General features: G+C 33.7%; 13 protein-coding genes. 7 read left to right on the top strand and 6 right to left on the bottom strand.

The annotated features are described in order from the left end of the window. Positions 1-35 precede the first annotated feature (35 nt). A complete protein-coding gene (locus ACVEGE_RS11930) occupies positions 36-866 on the bottom strand; it encodes a Cof-type HAD-IIB family hydrolase (RefSeq protein WP_192499810.1) in 831 nt (276 codons plus the stop codon). A 234-nt stretch (positions 867-1,100) separates the two neighbouring features. Here ACVEGE_RS11930 and hmpA point away from each other — a divergent pair, with 234 nt between their 5' ends. Both hmpA and ACVEGE_RS11920 read left to right on the top strand, forming a co-directional pair. Then, on the top strand, positions 1,101-2,300 hold the full coding sequence (gene hmpA / locus ACVEGE_RS11925) for an NO-inducible flavohemoprotein (RefSeq protein ID WP_192499809.1): 1,200 nt from the start codon (positions 1,101-1,103) through the stop codon (positions 2,298-2,300). Positions 2,301-2,311: 11 nt separating this feature from the next. Next, positions 2,312-2,743: an RrF2 family transcriptional regulator gene (locus tag ACVEGE_RS11920; protein ID WP_192499808.1), complete on the top strand. Its 432-nt coding sequence runs from the start codon at positions 2,312-2,314 to the stop codon at positions 2,741-2,743. Between the two features lie 46 nt (positions 2,744-2,789). On the opposite strand, the gene ACVEGE_RS11915 is transcribed toward ACVEGE_RS11920, so the two are convergent. After that, positions 2,790-3,605 (bottom strand): SDR family NAD(P)-dependent oxidoreductase, encoded by an 816-nt coding sequence (locus ACVEGE_RS11915; protein WP_192499807.1) that lies wholly within the window; start codon positions 3,603-3,605, stop codon positions 2,790-2,792. A gap of 107 nt (positions 3,606-3,712) precedes the next feature. After that, a complete protein-coding gene (locus ACVEGE_RS11910; protein ID WP_173857488.1) occupies positions 3,713-4,663 on the bottom strand; it encodes a PhoH family protein in 951 nt (316 codons plus the stop codon). Between the two features lie 195 nt (positions 4,664-4,858). Between ACVEGE_RS11910 and ACVEGE_RS11905 the strand changes: the two genes are divergently transcribed. The 5 genes from ACVEGE_RS11905 (at position 4,859) to dnaN (ending at position 9,730) form a co-directional block, all read left to right on the top strand. Next, complete coding sequence (locus tag ACVEGE_RS11905; protein WP_192499806.1) at positions 4,859-5,689, top strand: SAM hydrolase/SAM-dependent halogenase family protein; 831 nt, start codon at positions 4,859-4,861, stop codon at positions 5,687-5,689. 53 nt (positions 5,690-5,742) lie between these two features. Continuing rightward, on the top strand, positions 5,743-6,039 hold the full coding sequence (locus ACVEGE_RS11900) for a putative quinol monooxygenase (RefSeq protein WP_173854656.1): 297 nt from the start codon (positions 5,743-5,745) through the stop codon (positions 6,037-6,039). Between the two features lie 53 nt (positions 6,040-6,092). Further along, on the top strand, positions 6,093-6,818 hold the full coding sequence (gldF, locus tag ACVEGE_RS11895) for a gliding motility-associated ABC transporter permease subunit GldF (protein ID WP_192499805.1): 726 nt from the start codon (positions 6,093-6,095) through the stop codon (positions 6,816-6,818). Beyond that, a complete protein-coding gene (gene gldG, locus ACVEGE_RS11890; protein WP_192499804.1) occupies positions 6,818-8,503 on the top strand; it encodes a gliding motility-associated ABC transporter substrate-binding protein GldG in 1,686 nt (561 codons plus the stop codon). Before gldF ends, gldG begins: the two co-directional genes overlap by 1 nt. Positions 8,504-8,611: 108 nt before the next feature. Continuing rightward, on the top strand, positions 8,612-9,730 hold the full coding sequence (gene dnaN / locus ACVEGE_RS11885; protein WP_173854653.1) for a DNA polymerase III subunit beta: 1,119 nt from the start codon (positions 8,612-8,614) through the stop codon (positions 9,728-9,730). 470 nt (positions 9,731-10,200) lie between these two features. On the opposite strand, the gene ACVEGE_RS11880 is transcribed toward dnaN, so the two are convergent. From ACVEGE_RS11880 to ACVEGE_RS11870, 3 genes are read right to left on the bottom strand one after another with little or no spacing between them, the layout of a single operon-like run. Continuing rightward, on the bottom strand, positions 10,201-12,138 hold the full coding sequence (locus tag ACVEGE_RS11880; RefSeq protein ID WP_192499803.1) for an OmpA family protein: 1,938 nt from the start codon (positions 12,136-12,138) through the stop codon (positions 10,201-10,203). Positions 12,139-12,148: 10 nt separating this feature from the next. Beyond that, the gene (locus tag ACVEGE_RS11875) at positions 12,149-13,060 is read right to left on the bottom strand and encodes a PorP/SprF family type IX secretion system membrane protein (RefSeq protein WP_173854651.1); all 912 of its coding nucleotides are present in this window, start codon (positions 13,058-13,060) and stop codon (positions 12,149-12,151) included. A gap of 52 nt (positions 13,061-13,112) precedes the next feature. After that, on the bottom strand, positions 13,113-22,658 hold the full coding sequence (locus tag ACVEGE_RS11870; RefSeq protein ID WP_458008543.1) for a T9SS type B sorting domain-containing protein: 9,546 nt from the start codon (positions 22,656-22,658) through the stop codon (positions 13,113-13,115). Between the last annotated feature and the right edge of the window lie 403 nt (positions 22,659-23,061).

The raw sequence follows: 23,061 nt of genomic DNA, 5'->3' as shown, positions 1-23,061 counted from the left end.
AAGTATTTAAAAAAGTCGTTAGGAATTTAGAAACGTTAAATACTTAAAACTGGTTCTTTCAACAGTTTCTCAGACAAATAAGTAGCTACTCCGTTTTCAGCATTTGTACCAATTACTTCTAGATTTGACAACTTACTTTTCAAACTATCTGGAGCATTCCCCATTAGTAATCCTTTTGCGGAAGCATTAAGCATTTTCTCATCATTATAACCATCCCCAAAAGAAATTGTTTGCTCAAAATTAAAGTTTTCAATTTCTAAAATCTTTGCAATTGCTACACTTTTATCGACAGATTTGTCCATGAATTCTAAGCAGTGAGGCAAACTAAAAGCATGGCTAAATATTTCAGCATGATTAACTAAGATACGGTCTCTTAATTCAATTAACTTTCCGTGACTTTCATGAGTAAAAAACATCTTTATGGATTTTAGATCCGCCACTTCATTAAAGTTTACTAGTTCAGGAGCGTAATTTAATTCTTTTTGAAAACTGTTTAATTTCTCGTTGTGCTTATTGGTTTGCCAAACATTTTCTTTAAAAAGCACCGTAGTAAATTCAGCGTCGATTTCTAATTGTAAAACCGATTTGATTGCGTCACTTTCAATATCAAATGAAAACAACAATTCCTTTTTAGGAGAATGTATACGGGCGCCATTAGAAGTTACTAAATACACTGGAAAACCCAAACTTGCAATTAATGGCATAGCGTCTAAATGATGCCTACCTGTAGCTACGATTATCAAATAATTTTGCTTGTATAATTCTTGAAAAATAGTTTGTGTATAACTGGATATTTGATGATTAGTATCTAATAAAGTCCCATCAAGATCACTAATAATAACTTTAATATTGTCTTTAATTTTCATTTTTGTGTTCGTTTGCAATCTTTTCAAAAATATTGAATTTTAAATAGAATACCAATTGTTTGTAAAACATTTAAGAGAATAAAACTACAACATGATTACTTAAAAAGCTTTTCATTTCCTGCTCCTTTCTAGTAAAAACATTTCTATTGCATAAAATTAAAAAACTTATTGTTGCATTTTAAATATAACAATAAGTTTTTTGTACTACCTTTGTTAAAACAAAATACGAAAATCATGAATACAGCTCAAAAAGAAATAGTAAAAGCTACCGTTCCTATATTAAAATCAAGCGGAAATATTTTAGTAAATTATTTTTATCAGAGAATGTTAAAAAACAATCCCGAGTTAAAAAATATTTTTAATATGGCTAATCAAGCCAATGGTAAACAGCAAAGTGCTTTAACAGGAGCTGTACTCGCTTACGCTGAAAATATAGATGATCCATCGGTTTTAATAAACGTTTTAAAATCAATTGGAAACAAGCACGTCAGTCTGCATATTTTACCTGAACAATATGACATTGTTGGTCATCATTTAATAGAATCCATTAAAGAAGTATTAGGAGATACAGCCACAGAGGATTTAGTAGCCGCTTGGGTATGCGCCTATGGAGAATTAGCACAAATAATGATTTCTATTGAGGAAGAAATGTATCAGAAAACAGCAAATAGTAAAGGCGGTTGGAAAGGTTGGAGAACATTTATAATTGATAAAATAGTAACTGAGAGTGATGAAATTAAATCTTTCTATCTAAAACCGCAAGATGGTAATGCGATTGCATCATTTTTTCCTGGTCAATATATTTCTATCAAAACATTTGTACCTGAACTAGGCTACGACCAACCGAGACAATATAGTTTGTCTAGTAGTTTTAACGAAGAGTATTATAGAATATCTATAAAAAGCGAAAAAGGGAGAACAACACCAGACGGAATTGTTTCGAATGTATTGCATGCCAAAAAAGCGGGAGACACAATTGATGTAACAGCACCAGCGGGAGTTTTTTATGCTGATCCTGAATCGATAAATCCATTAGTCTTGATTAGTGGCGGTGTTGGGATAACTCCATTAATGAGTATGGTAGAAGCAAATAAAAAGGCACTCCAAAAAAACAAAACAGTTTGGGTTCATAGCTGTCGTAATGAAAATGTGCACGCTTTTAAAGAGACTATTGAAGACTTGAACAATAATGAGAACTGGCTAACGTCTTTCGTTTTTTACGAAACACTACCTGAATCACCAACAAATGCAATTGAAGGAAGAGCCGAATTGCATCAATATAAAGAAGAGATAATTATTAACGATGCAAAATATTATATTTGCGGACCTGAATTATTTATTAGGAAACAATATCAATCATTGATAGAACTTGGCGTAACAAGAGAGGCTATCTTTTACGAAGAATTTGGACCACAACTAATAACATTAAATTAAGCTCAAAAAATATGAAATTAAACCACTTTACAGATTTTAGTATGCGTGTATTGATGTATTTAAATCAAAAAAAAGACAGCTCTCAAAGCTCTTTAGATGATTTAGCCAATGCTTTCAAAATCTCACGAAACCATCTCATTAAAGTGGTTCAATTTTTGGCAGCAAATGATTTGGTTCAAACCAAAAGAGGAAAAAATGGCGGAATAACGATTTCCGAAAAAGCTAAAATAATCCCCATAGGAGATTTAATTCATTTATTAGAGCAGGATGATTCTCCCGTTGTAAATTGTGATGCAAAACCTTGCGTTTTTAAATCTCACAATTGCAAATTGAAATCAATATTCAACAAAGCCTATCTTGTTTTTATCGAAAGTTTAAATGAATATAATTTAGCTGATCTTGAATTTAATGATTGGAATTCCATTTTTGAAAATAATGAATAGGTATAAAATAATTTTCAATATTTTTGACGTGATTTAAGCTAGTGTTTTACTTAAAAACGAATAGTCTGATAATCTTACCAAATAAACGATACCCAATATTCGATCTAATTATATTAAGTAAATTAGCGTCAAAACCAATAGTGTATCTTTTAAAATTACGTGAAGGATGCGCTGCAATTTTAAATATTTTTCTAATTATTTGAGGCTTTAAGTCTTTATTCTTTTTGGTTTTATTTTCTACTACTGCGCTAATTTTGTCCATTAAATCATTGTAACATTGCAGCGAAGAACGCTCTGATTTTGTTACATTTTTTTGAAAATCAGAAGGGGTATTTCCAAATTGGACTGTTGCAACACTAATATTAAAACCTGCCAATTCATAAGCCATACATTCTGAAAAACTTTCGACAGCATGTTTTGTAGAATGATAAAAACTCCCCAATGGTAAGTTTACTAAACCTGCAATAGAAGTAATATTTATAAACTGTCCTGAATTTTGTTCTCTAAAAACGGGAATAAATGCGCGACAAACTTTTACAACGCCCAAATAATTTATATCTACAATACTATTAATTTGTGTGTCTTCTGAAAGTTCTACAATACTTCGGTAACCAATACCCGCGTTATTAACAACTACATCAATAGTTTTAAAGTCGCTCAATATTTTTTCTTTTGCTGCAGCAATACTTTCAGTAGAGGTTACATCAAGAACATAACAGTATATATTTTTTTTATCTACAAGTGCTGTTCCATGACTGAGACATAACATTGTTGCAATAACATTCCATCCATTTTGAGCAAAGTAAAAAGCCATTTCTTGCCCTATTCCACCTGAAGCTCCCGTAATCAGTATATTCTTCAATTTATTTTATTTAATATATGTCTGCAAAAAATTAGCCAATAAATACGACCACAATGTAGTCGTATTTTTCGGCAATATATATTTTTTATTTTTGACTTACAAAAAAATTAATCAGGATTTTCGGTATATTTATAAGCGTCGATTACTTTCTTCACTAATCTATGTCGTACAATGTCTTTATCATCGAGATAAATTATCCCAATTCCTTCAATATCTTTCAAAACAAGCAAAGCTTCTTTAAGTCCTGAAATTGTTCGGCGAGGTAAATCTACTTGACCAGGATCACCGGTAACCATAAATTTAGCACTTTTCCCCATACGGGTTAAGAACATTTTCATTTGAGAATGGGTTGTGTTTTGTGCCTCGTCTAGAATTACAAATGCATTATCAAGTGTTCTACCACGCATAAATGCCAATGGCGCAATTTGGATAATTCCTTTTAAAATATAATCTTCTAATTTTTCATTAGGAAGCATGTCTCTTAATGCATCATAAAGTGGTTGCATGTAAGGATCTAATTTTTCTTTCATATCACCAGGGAGGAAACCTAAATTTTCACCTGCTTCAACTGCAGGACGAGTCAAAATAATACGTTTAACTTGTTTTTCCTTCAAGGCCTTCACCGCCATTGCAACTCCAGTGTATGTTTTTCCTGTTCCAGCAGGGCCTACTGCAAATACCATATCGTTTTTATTGATTGTATCTACAAGTAATTGCTGATTAGGTGTCATTGCTTTAATGATCTTACCTCCTACTCCATGTACTAAAATCTTATCGTTTCCTGCCATTTTACGATCATCTTGAGGATCACCTAAAATCACGCGTTCAATGACATTATTATCTATATTATTGTATCGGCTAAAGTGGAGCATCAATCGTTGAAAACGTTTTTCGAATTCATCTAAGATTTCTTTCTCTCCAAAGGCTTTTAATGTAGTCCCTCTAGCTACTATTTTAAGCTTGGGATAATACTTTTTAATTAATTCAAGATGAGTATCTTGTGCGCCCCAAAAATCTTTTGGTGCAATATCTATCAGTTCAATTATTCTTTCGTTCAAAAGTTGTAGTTTTATATTAAAATTAAACAATAAATAAGTCTAATACGTTTTAGTTTTAAACCTTAGTTTTATTTCTCTTAATAGTTAGAATTTATATTTGTTTTTTGCGTTTTTGAAAATACTATTATTAGCTTTGCATTTCTCAAATTTAATGAAAATTAGTTTTAGGTAACACCAATAGTTATAAACAAATTTATGTCAATAATTACCCTTACGACAGATTACGGCTTGAAAGATCACTTTGTAGGTGCGTTGAAAGGGAAGATTTTATCTGAATATTCAGAGGCTAAAATTATTGACATCTCGCATCACATTGATCCATTCAACACTGTAGAAGCAAGTTACATTATTGGAGCGGCATATTCTAGTTTTCCAAAAGGCACTGTACATATTATAGGTGTAGACATGGAATTAAACAAAGAGAACCAGCATATTGCCATGCAATGGAATGATTCTTACTTTATTGCTGCTGATAACGGAATTTTAAGTATGCTTTCGCAAAAAATTGTTCCGCAAAAGATTGTTACCATTAATATTCACGACCGATTGCCAAGTGATGCTTCTGGATTAGATGTTTTTGTAAAAGTGGCTTGCCATATTGCAAAGGGAGGCTTATTAAATGTTATAGGTAGAGAAACTACAGCTATAAAGGAAATCACAGCCTTGAAAGCAGTGACTTTAGACACTAATAACACCATTAAAGGCCATGTTATTTATATTGATCATTTTGGGAATGTGGTAACAAATATTACCAAGAAACAATTCTTAGAAGTTGCCAAGGGGCGTCCTTATGAAATCATCATGAAGACTAAAAACATCAAAACAATACTACCTAATTATTCAGCTATTGCTAGCTCTGAAAAATATTCGATTAAGAATTATGAAGGAGAAAAGCTTGCCATTTTTAATGAAGCAGGTTATTTAGAAATCGCCGTATTTAGAAGCAATCCTGCAACAGTAGGATCAGCTCATAGCTTGTTAGGACTGAACTATAGAGATGTAGTTACACTAGAATTTAAAAATTAGAATCATATATAAATGCTTTTGCAAAAGCTTAATCATAAATTCAAAAAAATAAAATGTTTGTACGAATAGTAAAATTGAGTTTCCACGAAGAAAACATTAGTGCTTTCTTAGAGAATTTTGAATCTATAAAGGACCGCATTCGTTCAGCTCCTGGAAACCGTCTTTTAGAATTGTATCAGGATAAAACCAACAAAAATATCTTTTTTACCTACAGTTACTGGGAAACTGAAGCCGATTTAGAAGCATATCGAAAATCAGAATTCTTCAATGAGGTTTGGACATTTACAAAGAAATTATTCAATGACAAACCCGAAGCTTGGAGTGTTGACAAACTAGCTTCTTTAGCTTAATTTATATTTAAAGCAACAACTATAAACGCATACTTTTAAACAAAAGTTAAAAAATGAAAGCAATATTATTACGAGAGATTAAATCTTTTTTTGGTTCACCCATAGGCTATTTAGTCATTGGCCTATTTTTGATACTTAACGGATTGTTTCTGTGGGTTTTTCAGGGAGATTACAATATTTTAAATACGGGTTTCGCTGATTTAAGTCCGTTTTTTACTTTGGCACCATGGATATTTATCTTTTTAATCCCCGCTGTGACAATGCGCAGTTTTTCGGATGAAAAAAAACAAGGAACTTTAGAGTTATTACTAACAAAACCTTTAAGTATTTGGGAAATCGTAAACGGAAAATTTCTAGCAGCAGTTGCTTTAATTATTATGGCAATAATCCCTACATTTATTTATGTTATTGCAATTTCTAAATTAGGCATGCCTGAAGGAAATATCGATATGGGAAGTACAATAGGAGCCTATTTTGGGTTATTATTTTTGATTGGAGCGTATGCAGCAATTGGAATATTTAGCTCTACGCTTTCTGACAATCAAATAGTGGCTTTTATATTTGCTGTTTTTGTATGTTTCTTTTTCTATTTTGGATTTGAAGGAATTGCTACATTATCCCCCTCATTATCTGCTTACATAGCGGCGTTAGGAATGCAAGATCATTTTAAAAGTATGGGACGCGGAGTTATTGATACCAGAGACATCCTTTATTTTGCAAGTATCATGGTTTTATTTCTATCGTTTACTGTTTATAAACTTAAAACTATTAAATTGTAATGAAGACAGCTAATCAAAAAAACTTAAAATCGTTACTGTTTGTAATTGCATTGTTAGTAGCTGTAAATGCTATTGGAAATTTCTTTTTTCATCGTTTTGATTTAACGAAGGATAAAAGATACACGCTATCTCAAACTTCCTTAACTATTATCAAGCAGGTAAAAAATCCGCTTTCGATAAAAATATACATGCAAGGCGATTTGCCCTCTGATTTTAAACGTTTACAGCAGGAAACACAACAATTACTTGAAGAGTTTCAAGCTTACAATAGTAATATATTCTTTGAATTTGTGAATCCTTTAGAAAACGAGGACCAAAGCATGGATAACATTAAACAATTATACAGTAAAGGGTTAACACCGGTAAATATTACAGTTGAAGATAAAGGAAAGCAGTCTCAAGCAATGGTTTTCCCTTGGGCAATTGCCGTTTATGACAATAAAGAAGTTAACATTCCTTTATTAAAAAATATAATGGGCGCTAGCACTACTGAAAAAGTAATTGGATCTGTACAGCACCTTGAATACTCCATTGCTGACGCTATAAATAAAATCACTATTCCAAAGCAAAAAACAATTGCTGTACTTAAAGGAAATGGAGAATTACAGGATATTTTTATGGCCAAATTTCTTTTACAAATGAGAGAAAGTTACCATATAGGTCCTTTTACTTTAGACTCCGTAGCAACAAATCCTACGAGAAGCTTAGAGGCTTTAGAAAAATATGATTTGGCGATTATTGCCAAACCTACGATTACTTTTTCTGATGCTGAAAAACAAGTTCTTGACCAATATATTATGCATGGTGGTAAAACATTGTGGTTAATTGATGAAGTTGCAGTAGAAATGGACAGTTTGTATAATGCCTCCGGAGCTACTTTAGCCTTCCCGAGGGATTTGAATTTAAACGACATGTTTTTTAAATATGGTTTTAGAATCAATCCTGATATTGTAAAAGATGAACAAGGAAGCCCTATAAAACTAGCTACCGGAGAACAAGGAAGCGCAACACAATTTCAAGATTTTAATTGGAAATTTGCTCCACTAGTTTACCCACAAAGCAAACACCCTATTGTTAAAAATTTGGGCGGAATCAAATTTGATTTTGCAAATCCTATTGACACTTTAAAAAACGGAATCAAAAAAACAATTCTGTTACAATCTTCTCAATATTCAAAAAAAGTAGGTACACCTGCTGAAATTAGTTTAGATATCGTTGCTGAAGAAACGAGCCCTAATCATTATATCAATACAGGTTACATTCCGTTATCAGTTTTACTTGAAGGCTCTTTTAAATCAATGTATCAAAATAGAGTTTTGCCATTTGATCAATCAAATTATGAATCGAATGGAGTAAAAAACAAAATGATTGTAATCTCTGACGGGGATTTAGTTAAAAACCAATTAGATAAAAACTTTGAACCAGTTGAACTAGGTTTTGACCAACGCTCCGGAAAACTATATGACAATAAGGATTTCATGCTAAACTGCGTGAATTATTTACTTGATGACACAGGACTTATTAACATTAGAAGCAAGGATCTTGACTTACCTCTTTTAGATAAAGAAAAAGTTTATGAAAACTATAGTCTTACACAAGCTATAACTATCGGGTTACCAATCCTAATATTGGGGATTTTTGGACTTTTATTTACATTTCTTCGAAAAAGGAAATACAGTAAGTAGATGTTGATAAAAAAGTTTCAATACTAGATTAGTTTACGATATATTTGTAAAATGTATTGTATCTTAAAATTGGATTAAATAGATACCACAAAAAATAAAACAAAACAGATGAAATTTATAGTATCGAGTTCTTACTTATTAAAGCAATTACAAGTTTTAGGAAGTGTAATTAATAGTAGCAATACTTTACCTATTTTAGATAATTTTTTATTTGAATTAGACAATAATGAATTAACCGTTTCTGCATCTGACTTAGAGACTACTATGTCAGCTAATTTATCGATTGATTCTACAAGCAAAGGAAGTGTAGCAGTACCTGCAAAATTGCTATTAGAAATTTTAAAAACGTTTCCGGAGCAACCTTTAACTTTTACAGTTGAAGAGAACAGTACAATAGAGATTAGTTCTAATTCAGGAAAATATGCATTAGCATACGCTCCAGGCGAAGAATTTCCTAAAGCGGTAAATCTAGAAGAGCCAGCAGTAACTTTAGTACCTGCTGACGTTTTAGCAACTGCAATTAGTAAAACTATTTTTGCTGCAGGAAATGATGATTTACGTCCAGTAATGTCAGGAGTATTCTTCCAGTTTTCACCAGAAGGATTAATTTTTGTTGCAACAGATGCACATAAATTAGTAAAATATGCTCGTACAGATGTAAAAGCATCTCAAGTGGCTGATTTTATTATGCCAAAAAAACCATTGACTATCTTAAAAAGCATTCTTGCAACATCAGATGCTGAAGTAAAAATAGAATATAATGATTCTAATGCTACTTTTTCTTTTGACAACTACATCTTAATGTGTCGTTTAATTGATGGAAAGTATCCAAATTATGAAGCAGTTATTCCAAAAGAGAATCCAAACAAATTAATGATTGATCGTTCACAATTTTTGAGTTCTGTTCGTCGTGTTGCCATTTTCTCAAACAAAACTACACATCAAATTCGTTTGAAAATTGCTGGAGCTGAGTTGAATGTATCTGCTGAAGATATTGACTATTCGAATAAAGCTGAAGAAAGACTAACTTGTGATTACCAAGGAGATGATATGCAAATAGGATACAACTCTCGTTTCTTAACAGAAATGCTTACCAATTTACAGTCGGATATGATTATGTTAGAAATGTCCTTACCTAACAGAGCTGGTATCTTAACTCCTGTAGATGGTTTAGAAGAAGGTGAAACAGTAACTATGCTAGTAATGCCAGTAATGCTTAATAGTTAACAATACTGTATGTTTTTGTTGTAGTTCGGTTTTTGTAATTCAATTATATTACTTATCATTGTAATCCAGAACAAGCTATTAACCAAACCAGTTTTTATACTAAAAAACCGCTATTTCTTTTTTAAAGATTAGCGGTTTTTTCATGTCCAAAAAATACTGTCTATTCTATTTAATATAAATACTATTTATAGAATACTCCCAATTATGAATTCAAGCGTAGTTAAGTACTTCAATTACATCTCGATTCCACTCGGTGTGACAAAAATTATACTATACTAGTTATTATTTTTATTTTAATAAAACAAGCCTTCTAATAAGAGTTCTTTTTTCAAAAGAGATACTGTATTAAATAACTATATTATTGTTAATCATTTTACATGAAATTAGTTATTTAAAAATAGCGAATAGAAAAGGGCAGTTAAACTGCCCTTTTCTATTCGCTATTTTATTAAGTTATAAACATAAGAAATTTATAATTCAGTAATGATAAATTCACTACGTCTATTTAACTGATGTTCTTCTTCGGTACAAGAAACTCCATCCGAACATTTATTGATCAACTGGCTTTCACCATAACCTTCACTAGTTAATCTATCAGGAGTTATCCCATTATCAATTAACCATTTCATGGTAGATTTAGCTCTTCGTTCTGATAATGATTCGTTATACTTAGTAGTTGCTCTACTATCAGTATGCGAACGAATATCAATTTTCATATTAGGATTTTGATTTAAAACATCCAATACTTTTTCTAATTCTAATGCTGCATCCTTACGGATATTTGATTTATCTAAATCAAAATAAACAATTGGAATTTCAAGTACTTTAGCTAAATCATCACCTATTCTAACTTTCTTAACAGAGGACTCCAATGCGATAGGCAAGTCTGTATCACCATTTTCGTTATTAATAGTTACCTTAACTTCTTTAGTTACGTAATTTTCTTTTTCAGCTCTCACATAATATTTCTCTCCGCAAATTACGGTAAAAGTATATTTACCATTCGAGTCTGCTATTGTGGTACCTAAAATGGTATATTGTTCGTCAAGTAGTGATACTTTTGAATTTGCTAGTATTTCTAAAGTTTCAATATCTGTAATAACACCGCTTAACTCTTGTTCACAAACGACATCTTTAACTTGTTTAAATTTATAAATATCATCGTAACCATTACTATCTTCTCTATTTGAAGAAAAGAAGCCATATTTAGAATTTGGGTCAACCCAAAAAGCAAAATCATCATTTGGAGAATTTATATCCGATCCTACATTTAAAATTCGATTGTAAGTACCGTCTATATTAATTTTAGATACAAATACATCCAAACCTCCCATACCTGGGTGTCCGTCCGAAGCAAAGTAAACATGCATATCCTCACTAATAAAAGGAAAAGTCTCTCTTCCTGCAGTATTGATTCTAGAACCTAAATTTTCAGGTAAACCATAAGTGTCATTTTCTTTTATTGCCACTTTAAACAAATCAGATTGTCCTAATGTTCCTGGCATATCAGATGCAAAATACAAAGTTTTTTCATCCGGGGTTAATGCAGGGTGTGCTGTACTATAATTATCACTATTGAAAGGAAGTTCAACAACATTTGTCCATACATTATTTTTTAGTGTAGCTTTGTAAATTTTTATAAGAGTTATTCCATTACCGTTTTTACCCTTTTTTCCATCTAAATAATTATTACGAGTAAAGTAAACTGTTTTACCATCTTTAGTAAAAACAGGAGTTGACTCATTAAACTTTGATTTTAAATCAGTATCAAATCTTTCTACTTTTTTTGGGTTAAGATCTTCATCTAATTCGGCACTATATAAATTTGTAAAATGTTGATTTGTCCAACTGTGTTTTCTTTGACCAAAGCTCCCCGTATCTCTTGCTGAAGCAAAAATTAACTTATTTGAATAAACGGTAGAGCCGTAATCTGAATATTTCGAATTAATATCTATTTTACTTATTTCATATATACCTGAGTTTGCTTTTATACGATCAAGGTAATTTTCATTTTCCATAAAAAGCTTTGCTCTACTATCATTTTCAGCAACTTTACTAAACTTTTCTAGTACCTTATTTGCTTTGTCATTTTCACCAATTGATCTTAATGATTGTGCATAACGATAATAGTATTCTGCATCAAAATTTGATCCAGTCTCAAATAGTTGTTCGTACCATTTTGCCGCTTTTGGTAATTCGCCATTAAAATAATAGGCATTTCCTAACTTTTGAAAAAGTGCTGCGGACTTGTATCCTTTATCTGCAACTCGTTCATAAGTTTTAATTGAATTAACAAAAGCGTAATTGTCATACTTTGCATCTGCTCTGTCTAATTTTGCTTCTTGTGAAAAAGCACTAATTGTGAAAATGCTAAGTAATAATAAATAAAGGAGTTTGCTCTTTTTCATCTTTTTTATTTTAGAAGAATCTTGGTGTTGTAATTCTTTTATTATTTTTAAATAATTCGTATCTGAAAAATATTTCATGCGAACCCGAGTTGTAATTGTTTAATTTAGTTGTAGCAAGGTCATAACCATATCCAATATATATTGCATCTGAAACCTGAAAACCTACCATTGCACTCACAGCTGCACTCCATCTGTATGCTAAACCAGCAGAAAATTTATCATTGAATAAGAAGTTACCTGACACATCTACTTGAAGAGGTGCACCTTCAACTAGTTTTGTTAATAATGCAGGTTTGAATTTCAAATTATAATCAAGATCAAATACATAACCTGCTATTAAATAGTAGTTTATTTTTTCTTTAAAAATTGCAATTTCATTATCATCATAGCGATTAGTTTCTATAAAATTAGGAACAGAAAGACCTATATATGCTTTATCCGAATGCAAGTATAAACCAGCACCTATGTTTGGTGTAAACTTATTATTATAATCTGTTAACGCGCGATCACCTGATGTTTCTGGATTTAAAACAGAAGCATCTACATCAAATAAATTCGCAGTCCCCTTAATCCCAAAACTTAATTTAAAAGTTTCCGAAGTTGGTATTGTATAAGATAAATCAACTGACAAAGTATTCTCATGAGTTGGCCCTATTTTATCATTTACTAACGACACCCCTAAACCTAAATTACTATTATTTAAAGGAGTATTTATAGATACAGCGTTTGTAACTGGAGCTCCATCTAAACCTACCCATTGTGTCCTATGAAGAGCAAAAATACTCATGACTCCTCTAGAACCAGCGTAAGCTGGATTAATATTAATTGTATTATACATATACTGGGTATATTGAGCATCTTGTTGTGCAAATCCTACTAATCCAGTGAATACAAGTGTGTATACTAATGCTATTTTTTTCATGTATTTATTTTTTATAGCTGTGCCTTTTTAAGGACACAGCTAGTAAATTTATTTATCTAGTAAGATATAAATATCCATCTTTTTTATTCGTTTGTACTTTTCCACTTCCATCAATAGAAAGATAATTAAGTATATAGAAGTATGTTCCTACTGGTAAACCAACAGATTGACTTATGGTTGTTCTTCCATGTGAAATACCTATGAAAGCATTATTTTGATTGTTATAATTTTTGACCTCATAAACTAATACTCCCCATCGGTTGTAAATTTCAACCGTATTTTCAGGATAACAACTTGTATCATCAATATTATCAATTACAAATATATCATTTATTCCATCACCATTAGGTGTAAATGCATTATGAACTTTAATTGCTCCACATCCTAATACAATTCCGCAATCATCTTTAATTGTCATATTCAAAGCATAGTTAATTGGACAAGTAGCTGTTTCAACAAAATACTTAAAGATATAACTTCCTGTAGGAACATTTAGTGGCGTAAATTCACTTCCAACTAATTTCCCTGTACTGTCATCAATCCATGTCCCTGTTGTAGGAACTCCGGCTGGCAATAAAGTAGCTAAATCAATTGGCAATGTATCCGTATTACACGCTTCAGCCGTCAATGTTTTCTCGCCATTAGTAACTCCAACCACATTAATAACCAATGTAGCTGTACTGCAATTACCCGTACTCACTTTATCACAAATTTCATAAGTAATATTATAAGTTCCTACAGTAACATTTTCACCAATAATAACATAACCTGAATTATCGATAGAAATACCAAGAGTACCACCCGTTAAAATACTATAATTAACTTCTGTACTCTTAACAGCAGTACCATTAAGCGTATCATTTGAAAATATGTTTCCAACAATACTTGTATCAGCTCCTAAAACCTCACAATTGTATTTAGTAAAATTATCACTATTAGCCTGAATCACATTTCCAAAAACACTAATAGTTACCGTTGCTGTATCGCAGTTGGTTGGGTTTAATACCTCACAAATTGTGTACTGTACCGTGAAGTCTCCGGCTGGAGTATTCGGTGCAACTGTTACCGTTCCGTCTGCTGGATTCATTGTTAATGGTCCGTTTGGTGTAGAAGTAACAACTACATCTGCTGGGTTAACTGGTGTTCCGTTCAAAGTATCGTTTGTCAATACACTTGGAGTTGTTCCTCCTGTATTACCATTGATTGGTCCTGCGATATCATCAACTGCATCAATTGGTGATTTCTCAACTGTTACCGTTACCGTTGCTGTATCACAGTTAGCTGGGTTTAATACCTCACAAATTGTGTACTGTACCGTGTAGTCTCCGGCTGGAGTATTCGGTGCAACTGTTACCGTTCCATCTACTGGATTAACTGTTAATGGTCCGTTTGGTGTAGAAGTAATAACTACATCTGCTGGGTTAACTGGTATTCCGTTCAAAGTATCGTTTGTCAATACACTTGGAGTTGTTCCTCCTGTATTACCATTGATTGGTCCTGCGATATCATCAACTGCATCAATTGGTGATTTCTCAACTGTTACCGTTACCGTTGCTGTATCACAGTTAGCTGGGTTTAATACCTCACAAATTGTGTACTGTACCGTGTAATCTCCGGCTGGGGTATTCGGTGCAACTGTTACTGTTCCATCTATATTCACTGTTAATGGTCCGTTTGGTGTAGAAGTAATAAATACATCTGCTGGGTTAACTGCTGTTCCGTTTAACGTATCGTTATCTAAAACATTGATTCCTGAATCTCCTCCTGCTACTCCATTGATTGGTCCTGCGACATCATCAATAGCATCAATTTGCGATTTCTCAACTGTTACTGTTACCGTTGCTGTATCACAGTTAGCTGGGTTTAATACCTCACAAATTGTGTACTGTACCGTGTAGTCTCCGGCTGGAGTATTCGCTGCAACCGTTACTGTTCCGTCTGCTGGATTAACTGTTAATGGTCCGTTTGGTGTAGAAGTAATAACTACATCTGCTGGGTTAACTGCTGTTCCGTTTAATTCGTCATTATCAAGGATGTTGATTCCTGCATCACCTCCAACTTTTCCGTTGATTGGTCCTGCAAAATCATCTACCGCATTAATTACTGACTCTTCAACTGTTACTGTTACCGTTGCGGTATCACAATTGCCTGGATTTAATACCTCACAAATTGTGTACTGAACTGTGTATGTTCCAGCTGGAGTATTTTCCGCAACTGCTACTGTTCCGTCTGTTGTATTTACTGTTAATGGTCCGTTTGGTGTAGAAGTAATAACTACATCTGCTGGGTTAACTGCTGTTCCGTTTAATTCGTCATTATCAAGGATGTTGATTCCTGCGTCACCTCCAACTTTTCCGTTGATTGGTCCTGCAACATCATCTTTCGCATCGATTTTCGCTGCTGTTACTTTTACTGTAACTGTAGCTGAATCACAATTCGTAAGGTTTAATTTCTCACAAATCTGATAAACTAACGTGTACTCTCCTGCTGGGGTTCCTGCCGCAACTTTTACTGAAGTTCCATCTAAGGTAACTCCTGCGTTAGTAGAAGATACAAGTGTTGTTGTAACATCCGCTGCAACTACTGCTTTACCATTCAACTCATCATTCACTAATACGTTAGCAACGGTAGTTCCTCCATTTAATCCATTTATGTCTGCTCCTTTATCATCTACTGCATCGATTTTCGCTGCTGTTACTTTTACTGTAACTGTAGCTGAATCACAATTCGTAGTATTCAATACCTCACAAATCTGATAAACTAACGTGTACTCTCCTGCTGGGGTTCCTGGCGCAACTTTTACTGAAGTTCCATCTAAGGTAACTCCTGCGTTAGTAGAAGATACAAGTGTTGTTGTAACATCCGCTGCAACTACTGCTTTACCATTCAACTCATCATTCACTAATACGTTAGCAACGGTAGTTCCTCCATTTAATCCATTTATGTCTGCTCCTTTATCATCTACTGCATCGATTTTCGCTGCTGTTACTTTTACTGTAACTGTAGCTGAATCACAATTCGTAGTATTCAATACCTCACAAATCTGATAAACTAACGTGTACTCTCCTGCTAGGGTTCCTGGCGCAACTTTTACTGAAGTTCCATCTAAGGTAACTCCTGCGTTAGTAGAAGATACAAATGTTGTTGTAACATCCGCTGCAACTACTGCTTTACCATTCAACTCATCATTCACTAATACGTTAGCAACGGTAGTTCCTCCATTTAATCCATTTATGTCTGCTCCTTTATCATCTACTGCATCGATTTTCGCTGCTGTTACTTTTACTGTAACTGTAGCTGAATCACAATTCGTAGTATTCAATACCTCACAAATCTGATAAACTAACGTGTACTCTCCTGCTAGGGTTCCTGGCGCAACTTTTACTGAAGTTCCATCTAAGGTAACTCCTGCGTTAGTAGAAGATACAAGTGTTGTTGTAACATCCGCTGCAACTACTGCTTTACCATTCAACTCATCATTCACTAATACGTTAGCAACGGTAGTTCCTCCATTTAATCCATTTATGTCTGCTCCTTTATCATCTACTGCATCGATTTTCGCTGCTGTTACTTTTACTGTAACTGTAGCTGAATCACAATTCGTAGTATTCAATACCTCACAAATCTGATAAACTAACGTGTACTCTCCTGCTGGGGTTCCTGGCGCAACTTTTACTGAAGTTCCATCTAAGGTAACTCCTGCGTTAGTAGAAGATACAAGTGTTGTTGTAACATCCGCTGCAACTACTGCTTTACCATTCAACTCATCATTCACTAATACGTTAGCAACGGTAGTTCCTCCATTTAATCCATTTATGTCTGCTCCTTTATCATCTACTGCATCGATTTTCGCTGCTGTTACTTTTACTGTAACTGTAGCTGAATCACAATTCGTAGTATTCAATACCTCACAAATCTGATAAACTAACGTGTACTCTCCTGCTGGGGTTCCTGGCGCAACTTTTACTGAAGTTCCATCTAAGGTAACTCCTGCGTTAGTAGAAGATACAAGTGTTGTTGTAACATCCGCTGCAACTACTGCTTTACCATTCAACTCATCATTCACTAATACGTTAGCAACGGTAGTTCCTCCATTTAATCCATTTATGTCTGCTCCTTTATCATCTACTGCATCGATTTTCGCTGCTGTTACTTTTACTGTAACTGTAGCTGAATCACAATTCGTAGTATTCAATACCTCACAAATCTGATAAACTAACGTGTACTCTCCTGCTGGGGTTCCTGGCGCAACTTTTACTGAAGTTCCATCTAAGGTAACTCCTGCGTTAGTAGAAGATACAAATGTTGTTGTAACATCCGCTGCAACTACTGCTTTACCATTCAACTCATCATTCACTAATACGTTAGCAACGGTAGTTCCTCCATTTAATCCATTTATGTCTGCTCCTTTATCATCTTTTGCACATATATAATTGTTTAGAACAACAGTAGTTTCATTAGAAACACATGTGTTATCTTTTGTATTACGAACTGTAAATTTGTGAGTTCCTGGTGTTAGATTTGCAAAAGTAGTTTCCGATTGATAGTTACCACCATCAACATTATATTCAAAACCTGTACCAGCTGATGTAATTATTACCGTACCTGTAATAGCCCCACATTTAGGCTGAACACTTATTGTAGCAATAGGTGCTGCAGGTGCTGTTGGTTGCATATTTATAATAACCTCTACTGATTCACTTGAAGAACATCCTAATGAATTTGTAACAGTAAATTTATATTTACCTGTACTTAAACCTGTAATTGTATAATCCGAAGTGTTTCCAGTATAATTCCCTGGAGTTATTGTCCAGTTACCAGAAGGTAAACCACTCAATTTCAAGCTTCCTGTAGCTACAGAACATGTAGGCTGAGTTGGCGTGCTAGTTATTGGTGCTACTGGAAGTTGATTTACTGTAACTACTCTTGTAGCTGTAGCATCATCACATCCACCTGAACCTTTAACAGTATAAGTCATTGTAGCAGTTCCAGCTTTTAAACCTTTAACTACTCCTGTTGAAGCATCAATTGTTGCAGTAGCTGCTGCACTAGTTGACCAAGTACCTCCTTTAATAGTAGAAGATAATGTAGTCGTTCCGTCAACACAAATTGCTTGTGTTCCTGATAATGTTCCTGCATCTGGCGCTGCTGTTACTGTAACTACTCTTGTAGCTGTAGCATCATCACATCCACCTGAACCTTTAACAGTATAGGTCATTGTAGCAGTTCCAGCTTTTAAACCTTTAACTACTCCTGTTGAAACATCAATTGTTGCAGTAGCTGCTGCACTAGTTGACCAAGTACCTCCGGTAGTAGTAGAAGATAATGTAGTCGTTCCGTCAACACAAATTGCTTGTGTTCCTGATAATGTTCCTGCATCTGGCGCTGCTGTAACGGTAATTTTTCCTGTAGCATTTACAGTTCCACAACCTCCAGTTAAAGGGATTGTGTAGTCAAAAGTTCCTGCTACTGTTGGTGTACCACTAATCGTGATTTTGTTTGAATCAAATTTTGCTGTAACTCCTGCAGGTAAACCTGTGGCAGTTCCAATTCCAGTTGCTCCAACTGTTGTATGAGTGATTGCTGTTAAAGCAGTATTGATACATAATGTAGGCGTTGTAGATGCTGCCGTAGTTGTATTGTCTGCTGTAACGGTAATTTTTCCTGTAGCATTTACAGTTCCACAACCTCCAGTTAAAGGGATTGAGTAGTCAAAAATTCCTGCTACTGTTGGTGTACCACTAATCGTGATTTCGTTTGAATCAAATTTTGCTGCAACTCCTGCAGGTAATCCTGTAGCAGTTCCAATTCCAGTTGCTCCAGTAGTTGTATGAGTAATTGCTGTTAAAGCAGTATTGATACATAATGTAGGCGTCGTAGATGCTGCCGTAGTTGTATTATTAAGCACTGTTAAAGTAGCTGAACTAGAAGTTACATTTCCGCAAATATAGTTTGACTGACTAACTATAACTCGGTATTTATAGCCGTTCATGGCGCAAGTAATATTCTTTAAACTTAATGTTGCGGTTGTAGCATTCGAATATATAGTTCCATTGGTTACATTAACAAATCCAGAACCGCTATCTACTTGCCATTGATACTGAGTTATTCCTGATCCACCAGTAGCAGTAACTGTAAAAGCGGCAGTAAATGTTGTTGATGCCGTTTGATTTGTAGGCTGTCCTGCAGTAGCAATAGTACTTGCTGATCCCGCAGCAGTTACATTAGTATATGATCCTGTATACGAAGCTGCTTTAACAGTTCCATTAGTATTAATAGCCGGTGTTCCAGTTCCATAAACTCCTCCATCCCCACCATCGGCAGTTGATGAATTATAATATTCATTAGCATCTGAACAACCATCATTATCAGAATCTAATTCTAAATGATTTGGTACTCCATCACCATCAGAGTCTATTGCAATACAATAACTTAATTCATTAATCTGTAAAGTAATATCTGCTGAATTACCACCGTTTTTGGCAGTTGTAATAATTATTTGGTTTATTGGCCCTGTACTATTTACAGCAACACTATTTGCAGGTGCATTAGCTCCACTATTACTACTATTGATTGATTGTCCTACGAAATCTCCATTTGTTAAATTTATATTTGAAATAGAAACCGGTACATTAACTCCAGAATTATTTGCAGTAAAATCAGCTCTATCATTATTATCTAAACCACTTAACTTAAAATTTAAATTATAAATTGGTTTACTAAAAGTTAGGGTGTAAACTGCAACTTTATTAGTTGGGAAATCAGTATCCCTAGCTTGTAAATTTATATAACTACCAGTTACATTAGAAGAACTTTGACTATTTATACCAGAGTTCCATGTAGCACCTCCTAGAAGTTCATATTTAAAAGTTCCTGTTACATCTCCATAATTATAAATATTATTTACGGTACCAGGGTTAGCAGTATTATTGTCGAATGTTTGCCCTAAATCAATAAAGCCACTTGGACAATTTAATTCATTAATATCCAAAATACCGTCGTTATCGTCGTCTTCGTCACATATATCCGAAATTCCATCACCATCAGTATCTAAAGTAGTTTTAGGGTTTGGCAAAATTTCAATACTACTAGAAGCGCTTGAAGTACACGATGATGAAGTTGCAGTTACCGTATACGTTCCAGACGGAGCCGTAACTATACTTCCTGATCTGGTAACTCCATTTGAAGGACTAACTGTATAGGTATTAGCTTCAACGTAATTAGTAATTGTAAAACTACCCGTTGCCGTTGTACAACTTGGATGAACAGCAGGACTCAATGTAGGAACTGTTGGCGTTGTATTTACCGTTACTGCTCCACTAATAGTTGCTGCGATGCAAGGCGTAGTGTGCCCTGAAGTTGTTATAGTATAAGTACCTGAAGCAGTAGGTGTACCGCTAATAGTTATCGTTTTAGCAGTTGTATTTACATTAGATGACAATCCAGCAGGTAAGTTAGTAACCACTGCACTAGTTGCACTTCCTCCAAAAGTATATACTGTATTTGTTATAGCAGTTCCTGAACAAACGGTTTGATTTTGCGTCACAGCACTAGAAGTCAATACAATTTTTGAAGTAGGATTTGGAGTCGTTGTTACGCTAGCAAGATTGTTAGTTAAATCAGAATCAGACGAAGCACTTATCTTAGCTTCATTTTTATATTCACCTGAAGCATTAACTTTAGCAGTAATTTTTAAAACCGCAGTTGCATTATCACTTAAACTTCCTATAGACCAATTTCCTGAAGTATTAGTATATGTTCCTACGTCTACTGTTGACGACACATAAGTGTATCCAGAAGGCAGCGCATCAATTACAGAAACTCCTGTAGCATTCCCTGGTCCATTATTTTTTGCGGTTATTGTAAAAACAACATTTGTATCAACACATGGAGATGAAATATTTACCGATTTCGAAACGGCAACATCACTACAAATATTTACTGCAATAGTTGAAGACTGAACTGACGCACCACAAGATAGAGTGGATGATACTGAATAATTACCACTTTTTGTGGCCTTATAGGTATTAGTTGTAGCTCCAGATATAGCAGCCCCATCAAAAAACCATTGATAAGGACCAAAATCAGGATCTGTTTTTAAATTTGCTTCATTTGCGCAAGCTGTACTTGCAGTAAGCGGAGTAACAGTTGGTGCATCAGGAATTAGGGTATAACTAGAAAAAATAGCAGCCATTGAAAACCCACCACCTTGTTGAACAAGACCAACTGTCATTTTAGAAGCGCTTTCAATTGTTATATTATTTGGAGAACTAATTTGAGTGTCTCTAAAAGTGATCATATACCAACCTGAAGTACCTAATTGTCTTCTATTTCCAACTGAAGTTTCGATGTTTGCACCATTTACTTTAACTAATTCTGTTGCACTATTAAGTAAAATATAACCGAAATAAGGAAGATCAGATTTTGTGAAATTTCTAAATTTATACGTTTCTACAAAATTAGATCCTCCACAAGCCGAAACTGGAGCTACACTTGTAATATCTACCTCGCATGTAATTGCAGTTCCAGAATAAACAGCTACATTTTTATCACTTAAAATTCTAGATGAAGAATAAGCATCTACAGTAATAACATCTTTAGATGAAACAACTGTTGTTGTACCGGGTTTGTAAGTATAAAAATCTCCTGCTGCGGCAAGGTTTACTGTAAACTCTGCCAAATCTAAACTCCCATCTTGTTTGTATTGTTGTATTTTGACAACCGTATTGGCTTCTGTTGCAACAATAGTAGTTTGTTCAGCAACATCATTTCCTCGACCTTTAACAATTATATATTCTTTACCTAATACAGAAATAGGAGGCACTTGATCTAAGGTTCCATCACCACAACCTCCTGGTGTATCAATTTTTGCAGATGTATTTACAACTACAGGACTTGAAGTTTCGACTAATGAACCAATTTTATCCTCAAACAAATAACTTTCACCTGCATTAAGAGTTGTAATGATTACTCCATTAATCTTTAATGTGGTACTATTATCAATTGCCATTACAACATATATTGGCTTCTTAAAACCATAATTACTAAAATTACCAAGTTCACCATCTCTATAGTATCCAACTCTAAAACTTACACCAATTCCAGCATTACCAAAACTTGTTAATGATGCGTTTCCTTTAATGTAATTTTGATCCGCATCTCTTGTACTAGTTCCACCATTGGTGTTTTTTATTTCATCTGAAGCAACATTTCTGATGTTAACAGATACTGGCGCTGTTGCAGTAATATTTAAACCTGCAGCTTTTATAGTTTTATTAATTTCATAATAGCCAGTTCCTAATGCAGTAGGACTCCCTTCAAATCTATAAACTGTAGGAGCCCCTTTTACGACTGATAAATTAGTTATTAAAGTACCATCACTTTTTTTTACAACAACAGAAACTGGAGTAGTAGATTCAGTAGCGATTACTAATTCATTTGCGTTATTAAAATACCTCCACGGAGCAGGGGCAACATAATGTTGAGTATAATATTGCGAATAAGAACTAAGGGAAACCATTAAAGTAAAAAGAAAAAAGAACAACTTGGTAAGACTTATTTTCTTTTTATTAGAAGATTTAAGATAATTGTATTTCATAATGTGGAAATCTTGTGTTTTGATTTTAATCTCTATAAGATTAATTTACTGTGTAACTATTTTGATTGTGCAATGATTCAATTAAATATCATCATTCTATTGGCACAGGTTTAATATAACTATTGACTCTTAATCTGTATAACTTTCTATTAGGGTAAAAAAGTAGTACCTCCTGATTATAATAAAATAGCATTTCGTCAAAGATTTTTTCTTTAGAAAAACCCTTAATAAATGCATCAACAAATCCTTGATTTATAAACATAGGAAAAGACAGCACTGTAGCATTTTTAACGTTAGAAAAAAATCTACTCGTTAAAAATAGTGCGTCATTAATAAGTCCAATAATGGTGTTCGAAGTAATTTTATATATCATATTCTAATTTGGGGCAGCCAAAATTATAAT

The organism is Flavobacterium sp. PL002, assembly GCF_054165825.1.
The sequence above is the reverse complement of the archived record's forward strand: the minus strand, read 5'-3'. Positions and strand labels throughout refer to the sequence as shown.

Bases quoted from the DNA above. Each gene is read 5' to 3' on its own strand.
- ACVEGE_RS11930 (WP_192499810.1), bottom strand. From the start codon at position 866: ATGAAAATTAAAGACAATATTAAAGTTATTATTAGTGATCTTGATGGG.
- hmpA (WP_192499809.1), top strand. From the start codon at position 1,101: ATGAATACAGCTCAAAAAGAAATAGTAAAAGCTACCGTTCCTATATTA.
- ACVEGE_RS11920 (WP_192499808.1), top strand. From the start codon at position 2,312: ATGAAATTAAACCACTTTACAGATTTTAGTATGCGTGTATTGATGTAT.
- ACVEGE_RS11905 (WP_192499806.1), top strand. From the start codon at position 4,859: ATGTCAATAATTACCCTTACGACAGATTACGGCTTGAAAGATCACTTT.
- ACVEGE_RS11900 (WP_173854656.1), top strand. From the start codon at position 5,743: ATGTTTGTACGAATAGTAAAATTGAGTTTCCACGAAGAAAACATTAGT.
- gldF (WP_192499805.1), top strand. From the start codon at position 6,093: ATGAAAGCAATATTATTACGAGAGATTAAATCTTTTTTTGGTTCACCC.
- gldG (WP_192499804.1), top strand. From the start codon at position 6,818: ATGAAGACAGCTAATCAAAAAAACTTAAAATCGTTACTGTTTGTAATT.
- dnaN (WP_173854653.1), top strand. From the start codon at position 8,612: ATGAAATTTATAGTATCGAGTTCTTACTTATTAAAGCAATTACAAGTT.
- ACVEGE_RS11880 (WP_192499803.1), bottom strand. From the start codon at position 12,138: ATGAAAAAGAGCAAACTCCTTTATTTATTATTACTTAGCATTTTCACA.
- ACVEGE_RS11875 (WP_173854651.1), bottom strand. From the start codon at position 13,060: ATGAAAAAAATAGCATTAGTATACACACTTGTATTCACTGGATTAGTA.
- ACVEGE_RS11870 (WP_458008543.1), bottom strand. From the start codon at position 22,658: ATGAAATACAATTATCTTAAATCTTCTAATAAAAAGAAAATAAGTCTT.